Genomic DNA, 17,238 nt, shown 5'->3' on the forward strand with positions numbered 1-17,238 from the left:
GCAGCGCTGCGGGCTCCGCGACCCCGTCCGCCGGGCCGGCGCGCGGGAGAAGCGGGCGTGACCCGACCCGCTGTGCCAGGCTCAGGGGCATGGACGACAAGACCATCCTGAACCGGATCTCAGAACTGGTCGACGAGGAGCACCGGCTCCGCGCCGCCGCGCAGACGAAGGAGTCCGGCACCGCCGACGAGCAGGACCGGCTGCGCGAGTTGGAGGAGTCCCTGGACCAGTGCTGGGACCTGCTCCGCCGGCGGCGGGCCGCCCGCCAGGCCCACGGCGACCCCGAGGCCCAGGGCGTGCGGCCGGTCCCGGAGGTGGAGCGCTACCTCCAGTGACGGCGGGGCGGCCGGCGACAGCCGACCGCCCCGGGCACCGGCGCCGCCCGGGCCCACCCCGCGTGGGCGCCGGGCCGGGCCCCGGCGCCCACGCGGCCCGGCTCAGCGGATGCCGGCCTCACGCAGCAGCAGCGCGGTCAGCGCCGCCGGATCGGTGTCGCCGTCCGGCAGGCCGCGCGCCGCGAACCAGGCCCCCACCACCCGCACGTCGCGGGCCAGGAACTCGGGGCCCTGCGGGTTGGCCACCACGTCGACCACCTGCGGAAGGTCGATCATGACCAGCCGCCCCGCGTGCACCAGCAGGTTGTACGGCGACAGGTCGCCGTGGGCGTAGCCGGCCCTGGCCAGCACCACCAGGGCGTCGACGAGTTGCTCCCACAGCGAGCGCAGCTCGGCCGGCTCGGGCCGGCACTGGGCCAGCCGGGGCGCGGCCAGCCCCTCGTCGGGGTCGCCGACGAACTCCAGCATCAGCTCGGTGCCGAGCAGCTGCACGGGGTACGGCACGGCGATCCGGCCGTGCTCGGCGCCGATCTCCCAGAGCCGGGAGAGGGCGGCGAACTCGGCGGCGGCCCACTGCCCGGCGATCATCTGCCGGCCGAAGGCGGTGCGCCCGGCCATCGCCCGGTTCTCCCGGGACCGGCGCACCCGGCGACCCTCCAGGTAGCCGGCGTCACGGTGGAACAGCCGGTGCTGGGCGTCGCGGTAGCGCTTGACCGCCAGCAGGCAGGACCGGCCGGTGTCCGGCACGGCCCGGCGGAGCAGGTGGACGTCCGCCTCCTTGCCGGTCTTGAGCACCCCGAGGTCGGTGTCCCGAGCGGCCAGCTCGGTGACGAGCCAGGCGGGGTGCGGCTCGGGGCCGTGGACGGCCTGGTCCCAGCTGGACCAGGCGTCGCCGCCGGAGGCGTCGCCGTCCGGGTCCGGATCCGGGTCGGTCAGGACCGGCTCGGCGGGCCGGCCACGCTTCAGGAACTGGGGTTCGTCGTCGTCGAAGCGGCCCTTGCCGCGGCTGCGGCGCCCGCGCGCCGGAAGGTCGTCGTCACGCACTGTGCTGGTGATCCCTTGATCGAGGCTGGTGAAGGCAGGTGAAAGAGCCCTGCGAAGACGGCCATGACCGACCTCCCCTCCTCGACCGGGACGACCCGGCTGCGCCCGTTGCGCGGCACCATGCTGGGCCACCCGGGCCCGGCACGGCAACCGATTTACCGCACCGTCCCAGGCCCTACCGCCCCGGCCCGGCCCCGGTGATCAAGAGAAAAGTGTCAGAGTTGATCTCGACGGTGACGCAAACCTCTTGATCACCGGGGCGAGGGGAGGGGAGGGGAGGGGAGGGCGGGGCGGGGCGGGGCGGGGCGGGGCGGTGTCGGGGGGACTCCGCCCTTCGGGCTCGCGTCAGGCGGCGAGCACGGTGGCGACGGCGGCGATCAGGCCGTCGACGGTGAACGTGGGGGCGAACCGGGTGTCCGTCCAGGCCCGCCCCCGGTGCAGCCAGACGCTGGGCAGGCCCACGGCCGCCGCCCCGCCGATGTCGGCCTCGGGGCTGTCTCCCACCACCCACGCGCCGCGCAGCGGCATCCGGGCCCGCCGGGCCGCCAGCGCGAAGATCCTCGGGTTGGGCTTGCTGACGCCGGCCTCCTCGGAGATGACCCAGTCGGCCACGTACCGGTCCAGGCCGGTGCGGCGGATCTTCGCGTCCTGCTGGCGGAGGCTGCCGTTGCTCACCACCACCGGCACCCAGCCGGCGTCGTCGGCGATCCGCAGGGCGCAGGCCACCAGCGGGTCGAGCCGGCTGTTGGCCACCACCCCGTCGTGCAGCTCCTCCACCAGGTCCAGCGAGGAGATGAGCAGCCCGTACCGGTCGCGGATCGCGTCCGCCACGTCCCACCGGTCGGTCAGCCCGTCGGCGTCGATCGACACCAGCCAGTCGATGTCGGTGGTCGGCGCGCCGATGCCGTCCAGGAAGCGCTCACCCCAGGCACGGAACGACCCGGCCCGGTCGAGCAGGGTGTTGTCCAGATTCAGCAGGAGCAGCGGCACTCGGGCACCTTAAGGGAGACGGGCCGCCGGCCGACAGGGCCGGCAGGCACGGCGGCACCGGGCGATGGTAGCCGGCCGCCCGTCGGCCGATCACACGTCGGGGCCCCGCCGGCACCGCCCGTGGCCGGCGCGCGTGGCCGGCGCCCGCGGCCCGACGCGGCCACGTTGCCGGCACGTTACAAGCCGTACGTACGGTTTGCATGGCGGCGGGCCACCTGACACGATCGTGCCGTGCCCAGAGTAAGTCAGGACCAGCTCGACGCCCGCCGGCAGGAGATCCTCGCCGCGGCCCGGGCCTGTTTCGCCCGGCACGGCTACGAGGGCGCCACGGTGCGGCGGCTGGAGGAGGCCACCGGGCTGTCCCGGGGCGCGATCTTCCACCACTTCCGGGACAAGGACTCGCTGTTTCTCGCCGTGGCCGAGGACGACGCGGCGGCCATGGTGGAGACGGTCGCCCGCAACGGCCTCGTCCAGGTGATGCGGGACCTGCTGGCCCGCGCCGTCTCCCCGGACACCACCGGCTGGCTGGGCAGCCAACTGGAGGTCTCCCGGCGGCTGCGCACCGACCCGGCGTTCGCCCGCCGCTGGGCGGAACGCTCCGCCGCCATCGCCGAGGCCACCCGGGACCGGCTGGCGCGGCAGCGGGAGGCCGGGGTGCTCCGCGAGGACGTACCCATCGACGTGCTCGCCCGGTTCCTCGAACTCGCCTACGACGGCCTGGTGCTGCACCTGGCGATGGGCCGCCCGGCCGGCGACCTCGGCCCGGTGCTCGACCTGGTCGAGGAGGCCGTCCGCCGCCGCTGACGGCCCTCCTCCGGCAGGGGACGATCACGCTTCGGCAACTCGGCCACCGACCCGGGCCACGCGTGGCGGGCCTGCCCCACAATGGGCCCGCGACCCCCTCGCGCGACAGGAGCAGCAGCATGAGAGTCCTCGCGGCGTCCGGTGACACCTGGGGCATCCCCGGGCCCACCTTCCTCGGTTTCTACCTGTTGGCCGGCCTCGTCGTCGTGGTCGGCGCGATCGTCCACCGGCGGCGGGTCCTCGCCGGCCCTCCGGCCGTCGGCAGCCCCCAGCTCGGCCCCCAGCAGGTGGCCTACCTCAACGGCGGCAACCAGCTCGCGGTCTGGACCTCGCTGGGCGGCCTGCGCGGCACCGGCGTCATCGGCGTACGCGCCGACCGGCGGCTCGCCGTCGGCGGTCCCCTGCCGGCGGGGGCGACCCCGCTGGACCGGGCGGTCCACCACGCCGCCAACCAGGGCCTGTACGCCCGCGAGCTGGGCCGCGACCGCTGGGTGACGCAGGCCCTCGAACAGCTGCGTCAGGGCCTGGAGCAGCAGGGCTTCGCGCTGACCGCCGCCCAGCGCCACGCGGCCCGCCGCGGGTCCTACCTGCTGTTCACCCTCGTCGCGCTCGGCCTGTTCCGGATCATCGCCGGGCTGTCCAACGACCGGCCGGTCGGCTTCCTGGTGCTCGCCGTGATCCCTCTGGCCATCGTCTCCGCGCTGATCGCCCGGGTGCCGTGGCGGACCCGCGCCGCCGACCGCGCCCTGCGCGAGCTGCGCCGCACCAACGTGCACCTCGCCCCCGCCTCCGCCCCGGCGTACGCGACCTACGGGGCGGCCGGCGCGGCGATGGGCGTCGCCCTGTTCGGCACCGCCGCGCTGTGGGCCATGGATCCGGGCTTCGCCGAGCAGGCCGAGATCCAGCGGCAGGCGCTGGCCGGCACCGGCAGCTCCTCGGGCGGCGGGTGCGGCGGCGGCTCGTCGGACAGCGGCAGCTCGTGCAGCGGGGGCAGCTCCTGCGGGGGTGGCGGCGGCTGCGGCGGCGGAGGCTGCGGCGGATGACCGGCCCGGGTCCGAGCGGCGTCGGCATCGGCTGGCGGCCCGAGATCGCCGGCTTCGTGGCCGAGCTGCCGGGGCTGCGGTTCGTCGAGGTGGTGGCCGAGGCCGTCGCCCCGCACGGGCCGCCGCCGCCCGGCATCGCGGCGCTGGTCGAGCGCGGCGTCACCGTCGTACCGCACGGGGTGAAGCTCTCCCTCGGCGGCGCGGAGCCGGTCGACCCGGCCCGGGTGGCCCACCTCGCGCGGGTGGCCGAGCTGGTCGGCGCGCCGCTGGTCAGCGAGCACATCGCGTTCGTGCGGGCCGGCGGCCTGGAGGCGGGGCACCTGCTGCCGCTGCCGCGCAGCCGGGAGGCGGTGGCCGCGGTGGTGGCCAACGTGCGCCGCGCCCAGGCCGACCTGCCGGTGCCGCTGGCGCTGGAGCCGATCGCGGCGCTGTTCGACTGGCCCGACGACGAGCTGGACGAGGCGGACTTCCTCACCGAGATCCTCGACGCGACCGGCGCGACGCTGCTGCTGGACGTCGCCAACGTGCACGCCAACGCCCGCAACCGGGGCGCCGACCCGCTCGCCCTGCTGGACCGGCTGCCGCTGGACCGGGTGGCGTACGTGCACGTCGCCGGGGGCGCCGAGCAGGGCGGCTTCTACCACGACACGCACACCGACCCGGTGCCGCCGGCCGTGCTCGACCTGGTCGGCGAGCTGTGCGCCCGACGCCGCCCGCCCGCGCTGCTGCTGGAACGCGACGGCCGCTGGCCGCCCGCGCCGGCGCTGCGGGCCGAGCTGGACGCGATCGCCGCGGCGTCCGGATACCCGGCGGTGACGTGAGCGCGCCCGACGCCGGCGGCGGCGACCTGGCCGCCCGGCAGGCGGAGCTGGTGGCGGCGCTCGTCGCGGGCGGGCCGCTGCCGCCCGGGTTCGCCCCGGGCCCGGTCGACGCCGCCCGCCGCGCCCTGCTGCGCAAGCGGGCCGGCGACGTGGCCCGGCACTGGCCGCTGCTCGCCGCCGGCCTCGGTGACGCCTGGCCGGCGACGTTCGCCGGCTGGGCCGACGGCCGGCCCACCAACGGCTCGCTGCGCGACGGCTGGGACCTGGCCCGCGAGCTGCACCGCCGGGGCGAGCTGCCGCCGCTGGGCGCGGAGGAGCTGGCGGTCCGCGAGGCGGCCAGCCGCTACGACGGCGCGACGCCGCCGCGACCGCGCCGCCTGCCGGCCCTGGCCCGCGCCGGCGGCGCCGTCGCGGTGCGGCTCGCCGGCCGGGTACGCCTGCTGCGCCCCGCCCGCCGCTAGCCGCCCCGCCCGCCACTGGCCGCAATGCCCTCCGGTGGTCCCGCCCCGCCGGTGGCCGCCCCCGCCGGCGTACGGCAGGATCGGCGCATGGATCTGGGACTCACCGACCGGGTGTACGTGCTGACTGGGGCCTCCCGGGGGTTGGGCTTCGCCACCGCCGAGTGCCTCGTCGCCGACGGGGCGCGGGTGGTCGTCTCCGCCCGCGCCCCCGAGCAGGTGGCCGAGGCGGTGCGGCGGCTCGGCGGCCCCGAGCGGGCGATCGGGCTGGCCGGCGACCTGAGCGACCCGGCCACCCCGCAGCGGCTGGTCGCCGCCGCCCGGGAACAGTTCGGCCGGCTCGACGGCGCGCTGGTCTCCGTCGGCGGGCCGCCGCCGGGCACCGCGGCGGGGGCGACCGACGCGCAGTGGCGGGAGTCCTTCGAGACCGTCTTCCTGGGCACCGTCCGCACCGCCCGCACGGTCGCCGAGGCGCTGACCGACGGCGGCGCGATCGGGCTGGTCCTGTCCACCTCGGCCCGCAGCCCGCTGGCCGGGCTGGGCATCTCCAACGGGCTGCGCCCCGGCCTGGCCGGGGTGGCCAAGGACATGGCCGACGAGTACGGCCCGCGCGGCGTGCGGGTGCTCGGGCTGCTCCCGGGGCGGATCATGACCGACCGCAACCGGCAGCTCCTGGCCGCCTCCGGGGACGCCGAGCGGGCCCGGGCCGAGGCCGAGGCGGGCATCCCGCTGCGGCGCATCGGGGATCCCGCCGAGTTCGGCCGGGTCGCCGCGTTCGTCCTCTCCCCCGCCGCCGGCTACCTGACCGGGATCACCCTCCCGGTCGACGGCGGCGCGCTGCGCGGCCTGTGACGGCCACCGGAGGAGACGGCCCCGGCTCCCGGCCGGGCAGTCCCCGCGCGGCGGACCGCCTCCGCCGGCCAACGCGCGAGGAGCTGGCCGCGGCGGCGGAGCGGACCATCCCGGACGTCATCGGGCCGGGGCTGACCGTGCTCTTCGTCGGGATCAACCCGGGGTTGTGGTCGGCGGCCACCGGCTGGCACTTCGCCCGGCCGGGCAACCGGTTCTGGCCCGCCCTGCACCGGGGCGGCTTCACACCCCGCCAGCTGCACCCGAGCGAGCAGGACGCGCTGCCCGGATACGGGCTGGGCATCACCAACATGGTGGCGCGGGCCAGCGCGCGGGCCGACGAGCTGACCGCCGCCGAGCTGGTCGAGGGCGCGCGGATCCTGACGGCGAAGGTGTGCCGGCACCGGCCGGCGTGGGTGGCGGTGGTCGGGGTGACCGCGTACCGGATCGGGTTCGGCCGGCCGAGGGCGACCTTCGGGCCGCAGCCGGAGCTGCTCGGCGACGCCCGGCTGTGGGTGCTGCCCAACCCGAGCGGGCTGAACGCCCACTTCACCGCCGAGACGCTGGGCGCGGCGTTCGGCGAGCTGCGCGCCGCCACCGCCGCGCCCGCCTGACCGGCGGGTGGGCGCCGGCCGCCGGGGTCAGCTCGCGGCGGCTCAGCTCGCGGCGGCTCAGTTCGCGGCGGCCGGGGGCAGCGCCTCGTCGGCGACGTAGGTGGCCATCGGCATGGTGATCACGGTCTCGGGGCCGGTCGCGTCCACGTACGGCGCGGGCGAGTCGGCGACCGCGAACTGGGTGCGGTACAGCTCGGCATAGAGGCCACCGACGGCGACCAGCTCCTCGTGCCGGCCCCGCTCGACGATCCGCCCCTCGTCGAGGACGAGGATCTGGTCGGCGTCACGGACGGTGGAGAGCCGGTGCGCGATCACCAGCGCCGTGCGCCCGGTCAGCGCCACCGCCAGGGCCCGCTGCACCGCCGCCTCGCTCTCCGAGTCCAGGTGCGCGGTCGCCTCGTCGAGGATCACGATCGACGGGGCCTTGAGCAGCAGCCGGGCGATCGCGATGCGCTGCTTCTCGCCCCCGGAGAAGCGGTAGCCCCGCTCGCCGACGGTCGTGTCGAGGCCGTCGGGCAGGGACCGCACCAGGTCGGCGACCTGCGCGCCGGCGAGGGCGGCCCAGATCTCGTCGTCGGTGGCGTCCGGCTTGGCGTAGCGCAGGTTCTCGGCGATCGTCTCGTGGAACAGGTGGGAATCCTGGGTGACCACGCCGATCTCGTCGCGCAGGGAGGCGAGCGTGGCGTCGCGGACGTCGACGCCGCCGACGAGCACCTGGCCGTCGGTGACGTCGTAGACCCGGGGGATCAGCATGGACAGGGTGGACTTGCCCGCACCGGACGGGCCGACCAGGGCGATCATCTGCCCCGGCTCGACGCTGAACGAGACCCCCCGCAGCACCGGCTCGGTGACGGTGCGGTCGAGGGTGGTGACCTCCTCCAGCGACGCCAGGGACACCTCGGCGGCGGCGGGATAGCGGAACCGCACGTCGCGGAACTCCACCCGGCCGTTGCCGCGCGGCACGGCGACGGCGTCCGGTTTCTCGGCGATGCCGGGACGCAGGTCGAGCACCTCGAAGACCCGGTCGAAGGAGACCAGCGCGCTCATCACGTCCACCCGGACGTTGGACAGCGCGGTCAGCGGGCCGTACAGCCGGGTGAGCAGCAGGGCGAGGGTGACCACGGTGCCGGCGCTGACGCTGCCGGTGACCGCGAGCCAGCCGCCGAGGCCGTAGGTCAGCGCCTGGGCCAGGGACGCGACCAGCAGCATCGCCACGAAGAACGTCCGCGAGTACATCGCGGACTGGATGCCGATGTCGCGGACCCGCTCGGCCCGGCCGGCGAACCGGCGCGCCTCCACCTCGGGCGCGCCGAACAGCTTGACCAGCAGCGCCCCGGCGACCCCGAACCGCTCGGTCATCGTGGCGTTCATGTTGGCGTTCAGGTTGTACGACTCGCGGGTGATGTCGGCCAGCCGCCGGCCGACCCGGCGGGCCGGGACGATGAAGATCGGCAGCAGGATCAGCGACAGCACGGTGATCTGCCAGGAGAGGGTGAGCATCACCGCGGCGGTGAGCACGAGCTGGATGACGTTGCTGACCACCCCGGAGAGGGTGGAGGTGAACGCCCGCTGCGCGCCCATCACGTCGTTGTTGAGCCGGCTGACCAGCGCGCCGGTCTGGGTGCGGGTGAAGAACTGCAACGGCATCCGCTGCACGTGGTCGTAGACCCGGGTGCGCAGGTCGAGGATGATGCCCTCGCCGATGCGCGCCGAATACCACCGCTGGGCCAGCGAGAACAGCGCGTCGGCGACGGCGAGCGCGGCGATGACCAGGGCGAGGCGGACCACGGTCGACCCGGCCTCCGCGCCGCCCCGGCTGATCGCGTTGATCACGTCACCGGCGAGCACCGGGGTCGCCACGCCGATCACCGCGGCGATCACCACGGTGACCAGGAAGACGACGATGTCGCGCCGGTAGGGCCGGGCGAACTCGACGATCCGCCGGGCGGTGCCGCGGCTGAGCCGGTGGGCGGAGACCTCGTCCTGGTTGCGCATCGACCGGATCATGCTCCAGCCGGCCATGCCACCGTCGGACATCACGCGTCACCTCCGGGTCGTGGTCGGCTCGTGCCGTCAGGTCGATTGTCCCGACGGCTACGACAACCTTGGCCGTAAGCCGGTTCTTCCCGGGGAGTCCTTACCGCTCTGCCCACCGGGCGCGGCCGGGCCGGGTCCCGGGCCGACCGTCCGGCTGTCGCCCTGGCCGAGGGCGGGCTCTATTCGCCCCGGCCGGCGAGGTCACGGAGCCGGCGGGTCTGCGCCTCGCGCTCGGCCCGCTGCTGCTCGGCGTGGGATCGGCCGGCGGCGCCGGCGAGCAGCGCCTTGATCTCCACCACCGCGTCCCGGGGGTGGGCGAGCAGCCCCGCGGCCAGGTCGCGCACCGTGGCGTCCAGCTCGGCGTTGGGCACCACCAGGGTGGCCAGGCCCAGCCGGTCGGCCTCGGCGGCGTCCATCCGCCGGCCGGTGGCGCAGATCTCCAGGGCGCGGGCGTAGCCGACCAGCTCGACCAGGCGCTTCGTGCCGGCCAGGTCGGGAACCAGGCCGAGGGTCACCTCGGCCATGGAGAGCTTGGCGTCGGCCGCCAGCACCCGCAGGTCGCAGGCGAGCGCGAGCTGGAAGCCGGCGCCGATGGCGTGGCCCTGCACGGCGGCCACCGACACCACGTCGGGCCGGTGCAGCCAGGTGAAGCCGGCCTGGAGTTCGGCGATCCGGTCGGCGCACTCCTGCTCGGGCAGGGTCGCCAGCTCGGCGAAGGAGTCGGGGCCGGACGCACGGACCACCGCCAGGTCGAGGCCGGCGGAGAAGGCCCGCCCCTCGCCCCGCACCACGACGACGCGCACGTCACCGGGCAGGTCGCGGGAGAAGTCGCTCATCGCGCGCCACATCGCCGGGGTCTGCGCGTTGAGCACGTCGGGCCGGCACAACGTCACCGTCGCCACCGGCCCGTCGCAGTCGAGTCGTACCCCGACCGCGCCAGAGGTCACCGGGCGGCCCGGAGGACGGCGCTGATGGACGACGTCGGTGGGCGGGTCACGCCTTCTTACGGCGCCGGGCGCCGCCGCGCTGACGCAGCTGCACGCCGGACTCGGTGAGCACCCGGTGGATGAACCCGTAGGAACGGCCGGTGGAGGCCGCGAGCGCACGGATGCTCTCTCCGCCGGTGTACCGCTTTACCAGGTCCTTGGCGAGCGTCTGACGCTCGGCTCCGACGATCCGGCGACCCTTCTCAGTGCTGGTGGCTGTGCCAGTGGCTGCCATGCTGATTCCTCACGTCCCAGACTGTGCGGTTCGGATACGGTCCCACCTATTAGACCGCCTCGAACGATCATGCGCCAGATATCAACTATTCGCCAACCGACACGCTATGCATTGTCGGCTACCCGATAGGGTGACGTCGGCCGGTCGCCGTACCCCGTTCGGGCGGGCCGGGGCGGCGGGCCCGGCGGCCGTACCCTGCGGGGCGTGACCGACCTGATCGCGACCGCCGCCGGCGCGGCGCTGGTGTTCGCCGCCACCAACATCGACGACGTCGTGGTGCTGACCGTGCTGTTCGTGGCCGCCCGGAGCACCGGGCGCCCGCGCCCCGGGCAGATCGTCGCCGGGCAGTACCTGGGCATCGCCGCCCTGGTCGCCGCGGCCGCGGTCGGCGCCGCCGGGCTGCTCGTGGTGCCCGACCCGTGGACCGGGCTGCTCGGCCTGCTCCCGATCGCGCTCGGCGTGCGCGCCCTGCTGGCCCGCTCGGACGACGACGGGCCGCCCGCCGTGGTGGGCGGGCTGTTCGGCGTGGCCGGGGTGACCATGGCCAACGGCGCCGACAACATCGCCGTCTACGTGCCGGTGTTCCGCTCCCTCGCCCCGGCCGACGCCCTGGTCTCGCTGGCCGTGTTCGTCGCGCTGGTCGGGCTCTGGTGCGCCGTCGCCGCCGGGCTCGGCGGCCACCCGGTGGTGGTCCGGTGGGTCGGCCGGGTCGGCCACTGGCTGGTCCCGGTCGTCTTCGTCGCGATCGGCGCGCTGATCCTGGTCACCTCCGGGGTCCTCACCCGGCTGGGCGACGTGCTCGGCTAGGCGCGCCGAGGACGCGCGCACGGTGCAGAGAGTGACGGCCCACCGCAAAAGGCGCGGAAATTCCCATTTCGCCCACCGGCCCGGCGGTCGCCCTCCCCGGAGGCGGGGCGAGCGCCGAGGCCCGACGGCCGGTCAGGCCAGCTCGACCAGTTCGAGCAGGTCGTCGCTCCAGGCGTCCTCGTCGCCGTCGGGGAGCAGGATCGCCCGGTCCGGCTTGAGCGCCAGCACCGCGCCCGGGTCGTGGGTGACCAGGACGATCGCCCCCGGATAGCGGGCGATCGCGTCCAGCACCTGCTCCCGGCTGACGGGGTCGAGGTTGTTGGTCGGCTCGTCGAGCAGCAGCACGTTCGCGCCGGAGCAGACGAGGGTGGACAGCGCCAGCCGGGTCTTCTCCCCACCCGAGAGCACGCCGGCCGGCTTGTCGACGTCCTCGCCGGAGAAGAGGAACGCGCCGAGGATCTTGCGCAGCTCGGTGTCGGTCTGCTCGATCGCGGCGGCCCGCATGTTCTCCAGCACCGTCCGCTCCACGTCCAGGGTCTCGTGCTCCTGGGCGTAGTAGCCCAGCCGCAGCCCGTGCCCGGCGTGCACCTCGCCGGTGTCCGGCTCCAGCAGGCCGCCGAGCATCCGCAGCAGGGTGGTCTTGCCCGCGCCGTTGAGGCCGAGGATGGCCACCCGCGACCCCCGGTCCACCGCCACGTTGACGTCGGTGAAGATCTCCAACGACCCGTACGACTTGGACAGGCCGGTCGCCGTGAGCGGCGTCTTGCCGCACGGCGCCGGGTTCGGGAAGCGGACCTTGGCCACCTTGTCGGAGACCCGGACCTCCTCCAACCCGGAGATCAGCTTCTCGGCCCGGCGGGCCATGTTCTGCGCGGCGACGGTCTTGGTGGCCTTGGCCCGCATCTTGTCGGCCTGGGCCATCAGCGCGCCGGCCTTCTTCTCGGCGTTGGCCCGCTCCCGGCGGCGGCGGCGCTCGTCGGTCTCGCGCGCCTCCAGGTACGCCTTCCAGCCCAGGTTGTAGACGTCGACCACCGAGCGGGTGGCGTCGAGGAACCAGACCTTGTTGACCACCGACTCCAGCAGCGAGCCGTCGTGGGAGATCACGATCAGCCCGCCCTTGTGGTTGGCGAGGAACCCGCGCAGCCAGGTGATCGAATCGGCGTCGAGGTGGTTGGTGGGCTCGTCGAGCAGCAGGATGCCGCCGCCGTTCTCGCCGGCGTCGCGGAACAGGATCCGGGCCAGCTCGACGCGGCGGCGCTGGCCGCCGGACAGGGTGCCGATGGTCTGGGCGAGGGCCCGGTCGGGCAGGCCGAGGTTGGCGCAGATGCGGGCGGCCTCGGCCTCGGCCGCGTACCCGCCGAGGGCGGCGAACTGGTCCTCCAGCGCGCCGTAGCGGCGGACCAGGCGGTCGTCGGCGTTCTCGGCGAGCTGGGCCTCGACCTCCTTCATCTGGGCCATCAGCACGTCCAGCCCCCGGGCGGAGAGCACCCGGTCGCGGCCGGTGACCTCCAGGTCGCCCGTGCGCGGATCCTGCGGGAGGTAGCCGATGGCGCTGCGCCGGTCGATCTGCCCGGCGTAGGGCTGCCCCTCCCCCGCGAGCACCTTCAGCGTGGTGGTCTTGCCGGCGCCGTTGCGGCCGACCAGGCCGATGCGGTCGCCCGGCTGCACCCGCAGCGTGGTGTCGGACAGCAGGATCCGGGCGCCGGCGCGCAACTCCAGGCCGGTGGCAGTGATCATGTCGGGGACTCGCTCTCGGGGTCTGGAAGGGCTGACTCAGGGCACGCGAAAGCGCCGGCGGGTCGATGTTCCCGTCGGCGCGGGGCGGTTCAGCCTTCGCAGCGCAGCACGGGGCAAGTGTACCGGGCCGCCCGATGCGCGCCGCCCCGATTACCAGTCAAGATCATCGGGTACGAATGCGTCGTCCGGACCCGGTCCGGCACCGCAACCACCAGACGCGACGAATCGGTGATCGGGGTCAACATGGAGCTGAACGAGAACGCGCGGATCGACACCAGCCAGGTGGACGACCGGCGGGGGTCCGGCGGGGGCGGTGGCCTGGGCGGCATCCCCATCCCGATCGGCGGCGGGCGCGGCGGCATCGTCGGCATCATCGTCGCGGTGCTGGTCGCCCTGGTCGGCGGCGGCTTCGGCCTGAACGCGGCCCTCGACGGCGGCGACGGCTCCGGGCAGGGCGACAACACCTCGCTGGAGCAGAAGTGCTCCGCCGACGACGCCCTCCAGCAGCTCGACTGCCGCAACACCCTGTACGTCAACTCGATCCAGGCGTACTGGCGCACGGCCCTGCCGGAGACCTTCGGCGAGCAGTACCGGCCGTCGAAGACCGTCTTCTTCAGCCAGGCCGTCAGCACCGGCTGCGGGCAGGCCGACTCCGGCGTCGGGCCGTTCTACTGCCCGGCCGACGACCAGGTCTACATCGACCTGACCTTCTACAGGCTGCTCGCCGACCAGCTCGGGGCGCAGGGCGAGTTCGCCCAGCCGTACGTGCTGGCCCACGAGTACGGCCACCACGTGCAGGACCTGCTCGGCACCGAGGCGCAGATGCGCCGCCAGCAGCAGCGCGACCCGGGCAACGCCAACGCGCTGTCGGTCAAGCTGGAGCTCCAGGCCGACTGCTACGCGGGCGCGTGGGCGCGCAACGCAACCGGCACCGCCGACGAGCAGGGCCAGAAGATCTTCAAGAGCATCTCGGAGCAGGACATCCGGCAGGCCATCGACGCCGCCGAGAAGATCGGCGACGACGCCATCCAGCAGCGCTCGGGCCGCCCGGTCAACCCGGACGAGTTCACCCACGGCACCTCGGAGCAGCGCCGGCAGTGGTTCACCAGGGGATACGAGACCGGTGACCCGAAGCAGTGCGACACCTTCGGCAGCGGCGCCTGACCCCTTCGAAAACTTTCCGAAAACTTCCGGAATTCGTTGACCCGTTCGAAATGCCGCTGCAATACTCCGAGCCACCACGACATCCATCTACGCCTATTGATGTCGGGCATCGTCGAACGCCACCGCCCCCGGGAGGACCTGCGCATGTTCGCCAGCATCAGCGGCCCCCGCCGCCCGTCCCCACCCCGACCACTGCGCCACGCCCGCCGGCTGGCGGTGCTCGCCACCACCGTGGCGCTGGGTGCAGCAGCCGGTCTCACGGTCGCCGCCACCCCGTCCAGCGCCGCGGCCTGCAACGGCTATGTCGGCCTCACCTTCGACGACGGGCCGACCGGCAGCACCAACGCCCTGCTGTCCGTGCTCCGGGCCAACAACGTCCGGGCGACCATGTTCAACGTCGGGCAGAACGTGCAGGGCAACCCGTCCGCCGCGCGAGCCCAGGTCGACGCCGGCATGTGGGTCGCCAACCACAGTTGGAACCACGCGCACATGACCTCGATGAGCCAGAGTCAGATGCAGTCGGACCTCTCCCAGACCAGCTCGGCGATCCAGTCGGCGACCGGCGTACGGCCGCAGTTGTTCCGCCCGCCGTACGGGGAGACCAACTCGACCCTCCAGTCGGTCGCCAGCTCGCTCGGGATGCGCCAGGTGATCTGGGACGTCGACTCCCAGGACTGGAACGGCGCCAGCGTCAGCCAGATCGTCTCCAACGCCAGCCGGCTCCAGGCCGGCCAGGTGATCCTGATGCACGACGGCATCCAGAACACCCGCGACGCGATCCCGCAGATCATGTCCAACCTGAACAGCCGCGGCCTCTGCCCGGGCATGATCTCCCCGAGCACCGGCCGGGCGGTGGCACCGGACGGCACCCCGCCGCCGACCGGCTCCCCGACCACGCCGCCGCCCACCGGCTCCCCGACCACCCCGCCCCCGGGCGGGGCATGCACCGCGACGGCGACGTTCCCCAACGTCTGGGGCGACCGCTACAACACCTCGGTGACGGTCCAGGGGGCCAGCAACTGGACCGTGGTGGTGGCGGTGACCGCGCCGCAGCGGATCACCACCACCTGGAACGGCACCGCCAGCTGGGACAGCACCGGTTACGTGATGACGATGCGGTCCAACGGCAGCGGCAACACCTTCGGCTTCACCACGATGATGAACGGCAACAGCAGCGCCCGGCCCCAGATCCGGTCCTGCACCGCCGGTTGACCCCTGCGGCTTCCCGCCCGGGCCGTCTCCGTTGGCCCGGGCGGGAAGCCGGCCCGGGGTGATTGCAGGGGTCCCTTCCTATGCAGAAGGCGTTAACAAGGGGCCCTTCCTTACCCGCGGACCAGGATGCGGACGGCGCGGGCGGCGGCGATCGCGTCGACCAGCACCGCGAGGCGGGGCTCGGGGACGTCGAGGAGGCGGTCGGCGCGCCGCTCGGCGAGCGGGGCGAGCCGCCGGTCGGCCAGCACGGCGTCCACCGCCCGCCGGTCGCCACCGCAGACCACGGCGGCGAGGTGCGCGGCCTCGGGCAGCAGCAGCCGGACGGCCAGCTCGGCCGCGTCGCCGAGGGCCGCCTTCGCCTGGTTGTCCCGCCGCCGGGCGAACCGCTGCTGGGACCACCCTCCGGCGGCGGTGCGGCCCTGCACGTAGCGGGTGTCCACCTTCGACACGACCAGCTTCTCCCCCTCGGCGACGCCGACGGCCACCGCGCCCTTGCGGGCGAGCAGCAGGCCGATCCGGCGCGGCGCGCGGGCGGCGGCCACGAACCCGGGCACGTCGGCCCGGGGCGGCGCGCCCGGTGGGGTGTGCAGTGCGGCGGTGGCCCCGTCGGGGGCGGCGAGCAGCAGGCCGTACTCCTGCGCCGTCGCGGTGGGCGGGCCGTGCCGGTCGGCGAAGCCGTCCACCCAGCGGTCCACGCGGGCCGGGGCCACCTCGACCCAGCGCCCGCCGCCGGCCGCCGGTCTGCTGCTCATGGCCCCGAACCTACGGCACCGGCAGGCGGCCGTCCGCCCCACCCGCCCGGACCTTGGACAGTTGCCGTTCGCGCGGAACGCCAAACTGTCCAAGGTCCGGCGCCCGAGGCCGGCGCAGCCGGCCGGGGAGACGGGGGCGCGAGCTGGCGTGGCCAGGCGGCCAGCAAGCGCGAGCTGGCCTGGTCAGGCGGCCAGCAGGCGCGAGCTGGCCTGGTCAGGCGGCCAGCAGGCGCGAGCTGGCCTGGTCAGGCGGCCAGCAGGCGCGAGCTGGCCTGGTCAGGCGGCCAGCAGGACTGCGATGGCCAGCGCCGCGATGATCGCGCTGGACACCAGGCCGGTGACCAGGCGACCGCGCGGGCCGGTGAGGACCCGGCCCACCACGCTGCCCCCACCCGCGACCAGCAGTTGCCAGCTCGCCGAGGCGAGGAAGGCGCCGGAAACGAAGGCGACCGCCGCCGCCGGGCCGACCCCGTGGCCGTCATTGCGGGCCAGCACGAGCGCGGCGAAGTAGACCACGGTCGCCGGGTTGAGCATGGTCAGCGCCAGCAGCCCGGCGAAGGCCCGGCCGGGGCTCTCCAGGCCGCGCCGTCGACCCGCCGCTCGCACCGGGCGGGGATGCAGCGCCTGCCACGCGCCCCGCGCCGCCAGGGCGAGCAGCACCGCCGCCGCCACCAGCCGCAGCGGCCCGGCGACCGGGGCGACCAGGCCGGCAACCGCCGCCCCGCCGAGGGTGGCCACGGCCGCGTAGACGCCGTCGGCGGTGGCCACCCCGAGGGCGGCGGCGGCACCGACCCGGAACGAGGTCCGCGCGCTGAGCCCCAGGATCAGCACGGCGATCGCGCCGACGGGCACGGCGACGCCGTAGCCGGCCGCGAGACCGGCCAGGAACGCCCCGGTCACGACGGTCGGCGCGCGACCGGGGCGGCCGGGGAGACCGCCCGCTGTCGCCCGGCGGCCACGGCCGTGGGGACAGGAGCGGGCGTCATCCGGTACGTCTCGATCACCCGCCCATGGTGCGCCCCCACCCGCCGCCTGGCCACCGGGTTTCTCGCGGGCCGGGGCCGGTCGCGCTCGATCCTGGATCGAGTGGCCTCGGGCTCGATCGCAGACCACTCGATCCGCGATCGAACACGATCTTGGGGGAGTCGCGGCCGAAAGCGGCCGAGCGCGGCACCCGGGAACGGATGCCGCGCTCGACGCGAGCCCGGTGGGAACGCGTTCGACGGGAGCCCGGTGGGAACGCGTCCGACGGGAGCCCGGTGGGAACGCGTCCGACGGGAGCCCGCGGGAACGCGTCCGACGGGAGCCCGCGGGAACGCGCTCGACGGGATGCGCCCGACGAGACGCGGT

The 17,238-nt window shown here is 75.0% G+C and carries 18 protein-coding genes; 10 read left to right on the top strand and 8 right to left on the bottom strand.

Going from position 1 to position 17,238, the window contains the following annotated elements; all coding sequences use genetic code 11:
- Positions 1-89 precede the first annotated feature (89 nt).
- Complete coding sequence (locus ACFYWL_RS16760; protein ID WP_043967566.1) at positions 90-335, top strand: DUF2630 family protein; 246 nt, start codon at positions 90-92, stop codon at positions 333-335.
- Between the two features lie 102 nt (positions 336-437).
- On the opposite strand, the gene ACFYWL_RS16765 is transcribed toward ACFYWL_RS16760, so the two are convergent.
- Both ACFYWL_RS16765 and ACFYWL_RS16770 read right to left on the bottom strand, forming a co-directional pair.
- The gene (locus ACFYWL_RS16765; RefSeq protein ID WP_386973293.1) at positions 438-1,379 is read right to left on the bottom strand and encodes a serine protein kinase RIO; all 942 of its coding nucleotides are present in this window, start codon (positions 1,377-1,379) and stop codon (positions 438-440) included.
- A gap of 345 nt (positions 1,380-1,724) precedes the next feature.
- Positions 1,725-2,369 carry an HAD family hydrolase gene (locus tag ACFYWL_RS16770; protein WP_386973295.1) on the bottom strand — a complete coding sequence of 215 codons (645 nt, stop codon included), beginning with the start codon at positions 2,367-2,369 and terminating at the stop codon, positions 1,725-1,727.
- A gap of 231 nt (positions 2,370-2,600) precedes the next feature.
- Between ACFYWL_RS16770 and ACFYWL_RS16775 the strand changes: the two genes are divergently transcribed.
- The 6 genes from ACFYWL_RS16775 to mug all read left to right on the top strand — a co-directional run bounded on the left by ACFYWL_RS16775 (position 2,601) and on the right by mug (position 6,958).
- Positions 2,601-3,173, top strand: a complete 573-nt coding sequence (locus ACFYWL_RS16775; RefSeq protein WP_043967560.1) for a TetR/AcrR family transcriptional regulator — start codon at positions 2,601-2,603, stop codon at positions 3,171-3,173.
- A 119-nt stretch (positions 3,174-3,292) separates the two neighbouring features.
- Positions 3,293-4,216, top strand: a complete 924-nt coding sequence (locus tag ACFYWL_RS16780) for a TIGR04222 domain-containing membrane protein (protein WP_386973298.1) — start codon at positions 3,293-3,295, stop codon at positions 4,214-4,216.
- Positions 4,213-5,037 (top strand): DUF692 domain-containing protein, encoded by an 825-nt coding sequence (locus tag ACFYWL_RS16785; protein ID WP_386973301.1) that lies wholly within the window; start codon positions 4,213-4,215, stop codon positions 5,035-5,037. The genes ACFYWL_RS16780 and ACFYWL_RS16785 overlap by 4 nt, the downstream gene beginning before the upstream one ends.
- Positions 5,019-5,498, top strand: coding sequence for a hypothetical protein (locus ACFYWL_RS16790; protein WP_386973771.1), 480 nt, complete (start codon positions 5,019-5,021; stop codon positions 5,496-5,498). Before ACFYWL_RS16785 ends, ACFYWL_RS16790 begins: the two co-directional genes overlap by 19 nt.
- Positions 5,499-5,585: 87 nt before the next feature.
- On the top strand, positions 5,586-6,347 hold the full coding sequence (locus ACFYWL_RS16795) for an SDR family oxidoreductase (protein WP_386973304.1): 762 nt from the start codon (positions 5,586-5,588) through the stop codon (positions 6,345-6,347).
- Entirely contained in the window at positions 6,344-6,958 is a 615-nt protein-coding gene (gene mug, locus ACFYWL_RS16800) for a G/U mismatch-specific DNA glycosylase (RefSeq protein ID WP_386973307.1), read from the top strand. The genes ACFYWL_RS16795 and mug overlap by 4 nt, the downstream gene beginning before the upstream one ends.
- 57 nt (positions 6,959-7,015) lie before the next feature.
- Here mug and ACFYWL_RS16805 read toward each other — a convergent pair whose 3' ends face one another.
- The 3 genes from ACFYWL_RS16805 to ACFYWL_RS16815 form a co-directional block, all read right to left on the bottom strand.
- Entirely contained in the window at positions 7,016-8,995 is a 1,980-nt protein-coding gene (locus ACFYWL_RS16805) for an ABC transporter ATP-binding protein (protein WP_386973310.1), read from the bottom strand.
- A gap of 179 nt (positions 8,996-9,174) precedes the next feature.
- Positions 9,175-9,942: an enoyl-CoA hydratase/isomerase family protein gene (locus tag ACFYWL_RS16810; RefSeq protein WP_386973313.1), complete on the bottom strand. Its 768-nt coding sequence runs from the start codon at positions 9,940-9,942 to the stop codon at positions 9,175-9,177.
- Positions 9,943-9,988: 46 nt separating this feature from the next.
- Positions 9,989-10,216, bottom strand: a complete 228-nt coding sequence (locus ACFYWL_RS16815; RefSeq protein ID WP_007072022.1) for a helix-turn-helix domain-containing protein — start codon at positions 10,214-10,216, stop codon at positions 9,989-9,991.
- A 204-nt stretch (positions 10,217-10,420) separates the two neighbouring features.
- Between ACFYWL_RS16815 and ACFYWL_RS16820 the strand changes: the two genes are divergently transcribed.
- Positions 10,421-11,023, top strand: a complete 603-nt coding sequence (locus ACFYWL_RS16820; protein WP_386973316.1) for a cadmium resistance transporter — start codon at positions 10,421-10,423, stop codon at positions 11,021-11,023.
- Positions 11,024-11,155: 132 nt separating this feature from the next.
- On the opposite strand, the gene ACFYWL_RS16825 is transcribed toward ACFYWL_RS16820, so the two are convergent.
- Entirely contained in the window at positions 11,156-12,760 is a 1,605-nt protein-coding gene (locus ACFYWL_RS16825) for an ABC-F family ATP-binding cassette domain-containing protein (RefSeq protein WP_043967550.1), read from the bottom strand.
- A gap of 243 nt (positions 12,761-13,003) precedes the next feature.
- On the opposite strand from ACFYWL_RS16825, the gene ACFYWL_RS16830 reads away from it, so the two are divergent.
- Together ACFYWL_RS16830 and ACFYWL_RS16835 are read left to right on the top strand one after the other, a co-directional pair.
- On the top strand, positions 13,004-13,924 hold the full coding sequence (locus ACFYWL_RS16830; RefSeq protein ID WP_386973318.1) for a neutral zinc metallopeptidase: 921 nt from the start codon (positions 13,004-13,006) through the stop codon (positions 13,922-13,924).
- A 144-nt stretch (positions 13,925-14,068) separates the two neighbouring features.
- Positions 14,069-15,136, top strand: coding sequence for a polysaccharide deacetylase family protein (locus ACFYWL_RS16835; protein ID WP_386973320.1), 1,068 nt, complete (start codon positions 14,069-14,071; stop codon positions 15,134-15,136).
- A gap of 110 nt (positions 15,137-15,246) precedes the next feature.
- On the opposite strand, the gene ACFYWL_RS16840 is transcribed toward ACFYWL_RS16835, so the two are convergent.
- Both ACFYWL_RS16840 and ACFYWL_RS16845 read right to left on the bottom strand, forming a co-directional pair.
- Positions 15,247-15,888 (bottom strand): acVLRF1 family peptidyl-tRNA hydrolase, encoded by a 642-nt coding sequence (locus ACFYWL_RS16840; RefSeq protein ID WP_386973322.1) that lies wholly within the window; start codon positions 15,886-15,888, stop codon positions 15,247-15,249.
- A gap of 276 nt (positions 15,889-16,164) precedes the next feature.
- Complete coding sequence (locus ACFYWL_RS16845) at positions 16,165-16,788, bottom strand: LysE family transporter (protein WP_386973324.1); 624 nt, start codon at positions 16,786-16,788, stop codon at positions 16,165-16,167.
- Positions 16,789-17,238 lie beyond the last annotated feature (450 nt).

The organism is Micromonospora sp. NPDC002575, from assembly GCF_042889525.1.
GTDB lineage: Bacteria > Actinomycetota > Actinomycetes > Mycobacteriales > Micromonosporaceae > Micromonospora > Micromonospora carbonacea.

Bases quoted from the DNA above. Each gene is read 5' to 3' on its own strand.
- ACFYWL_RS16760 (WP_043967566.1), top strand. From the start codon at position 90: ATGGACGACAAGACCATCCTGAACCGGATCTCAGAACTGGTCGACGAG.
- ACFYWL_RS16780 (WP_386973298.1), top strand. From the start codon at position 3,293: ATGAGAGTCCTCGCGGCGTCCGGTGACACCTGGGGCATCCCCGGGCCC.
- ACFYWL_RS16785 (WP_386973301.1), top strand. From the start codon at position 4,213: ATGACCGGCCCGGGTCCGAGCGGCGTCGGCATCGGCTGGCGGCCCGAG.
- ACFYWL_RS16795 (WP_386973304.1), top strand. From the start codon at position 5,586: ATGGATCTGGGACTCACCGACCGGGTGTACGTGCTGACTGGGGCCTCC.
- ACFYWL_RS16805 (WP_386973310.1), bottom strand. From the start codon at position 8,995: ATGTCCGACGGTGGCATGGCCGGCTGGAGCATGATCCGGTCGATGCGC.
- ACFYWL_RS16815 (WP_007072022.1), bottom strand. From the start codon at position 10,216: ATGGCAGCCACTGGCACAGCCACCAGCACTGAGAAGGGTCGCCGGATC.
- ACFYWL_RS16825 (WP_043967550.1), bottom strand. From the start codon at position 12,760: ATGATCACTGCCACCGGCCTGGAGTTGCGCGCCGGCGCCCGGATCCTG.
- ACFYWL_RS16830 (WP_386973318.1), top strand. From the start codon at position 13,004: ATGGAGCTGAACGAGAACGCGCGGATCGACACCAGCCAGGTGGACGAC.
- ACFYWL_RS16835 (WP_386973320.1), top strand. From the start codon at position 14,069: ATGTTCGCCAGCATCAGCGGCCCCCGCCGCCCGTCCCCACCCCGACCA.
- ACFYWL_RS16840 (WP_386973322.1), bottom strand. From the start codon at position 15,888: ATGAGCAGCAGACCGGCGGCCGGCGGCGGGCGCTGGGTCGAGGTGGCC.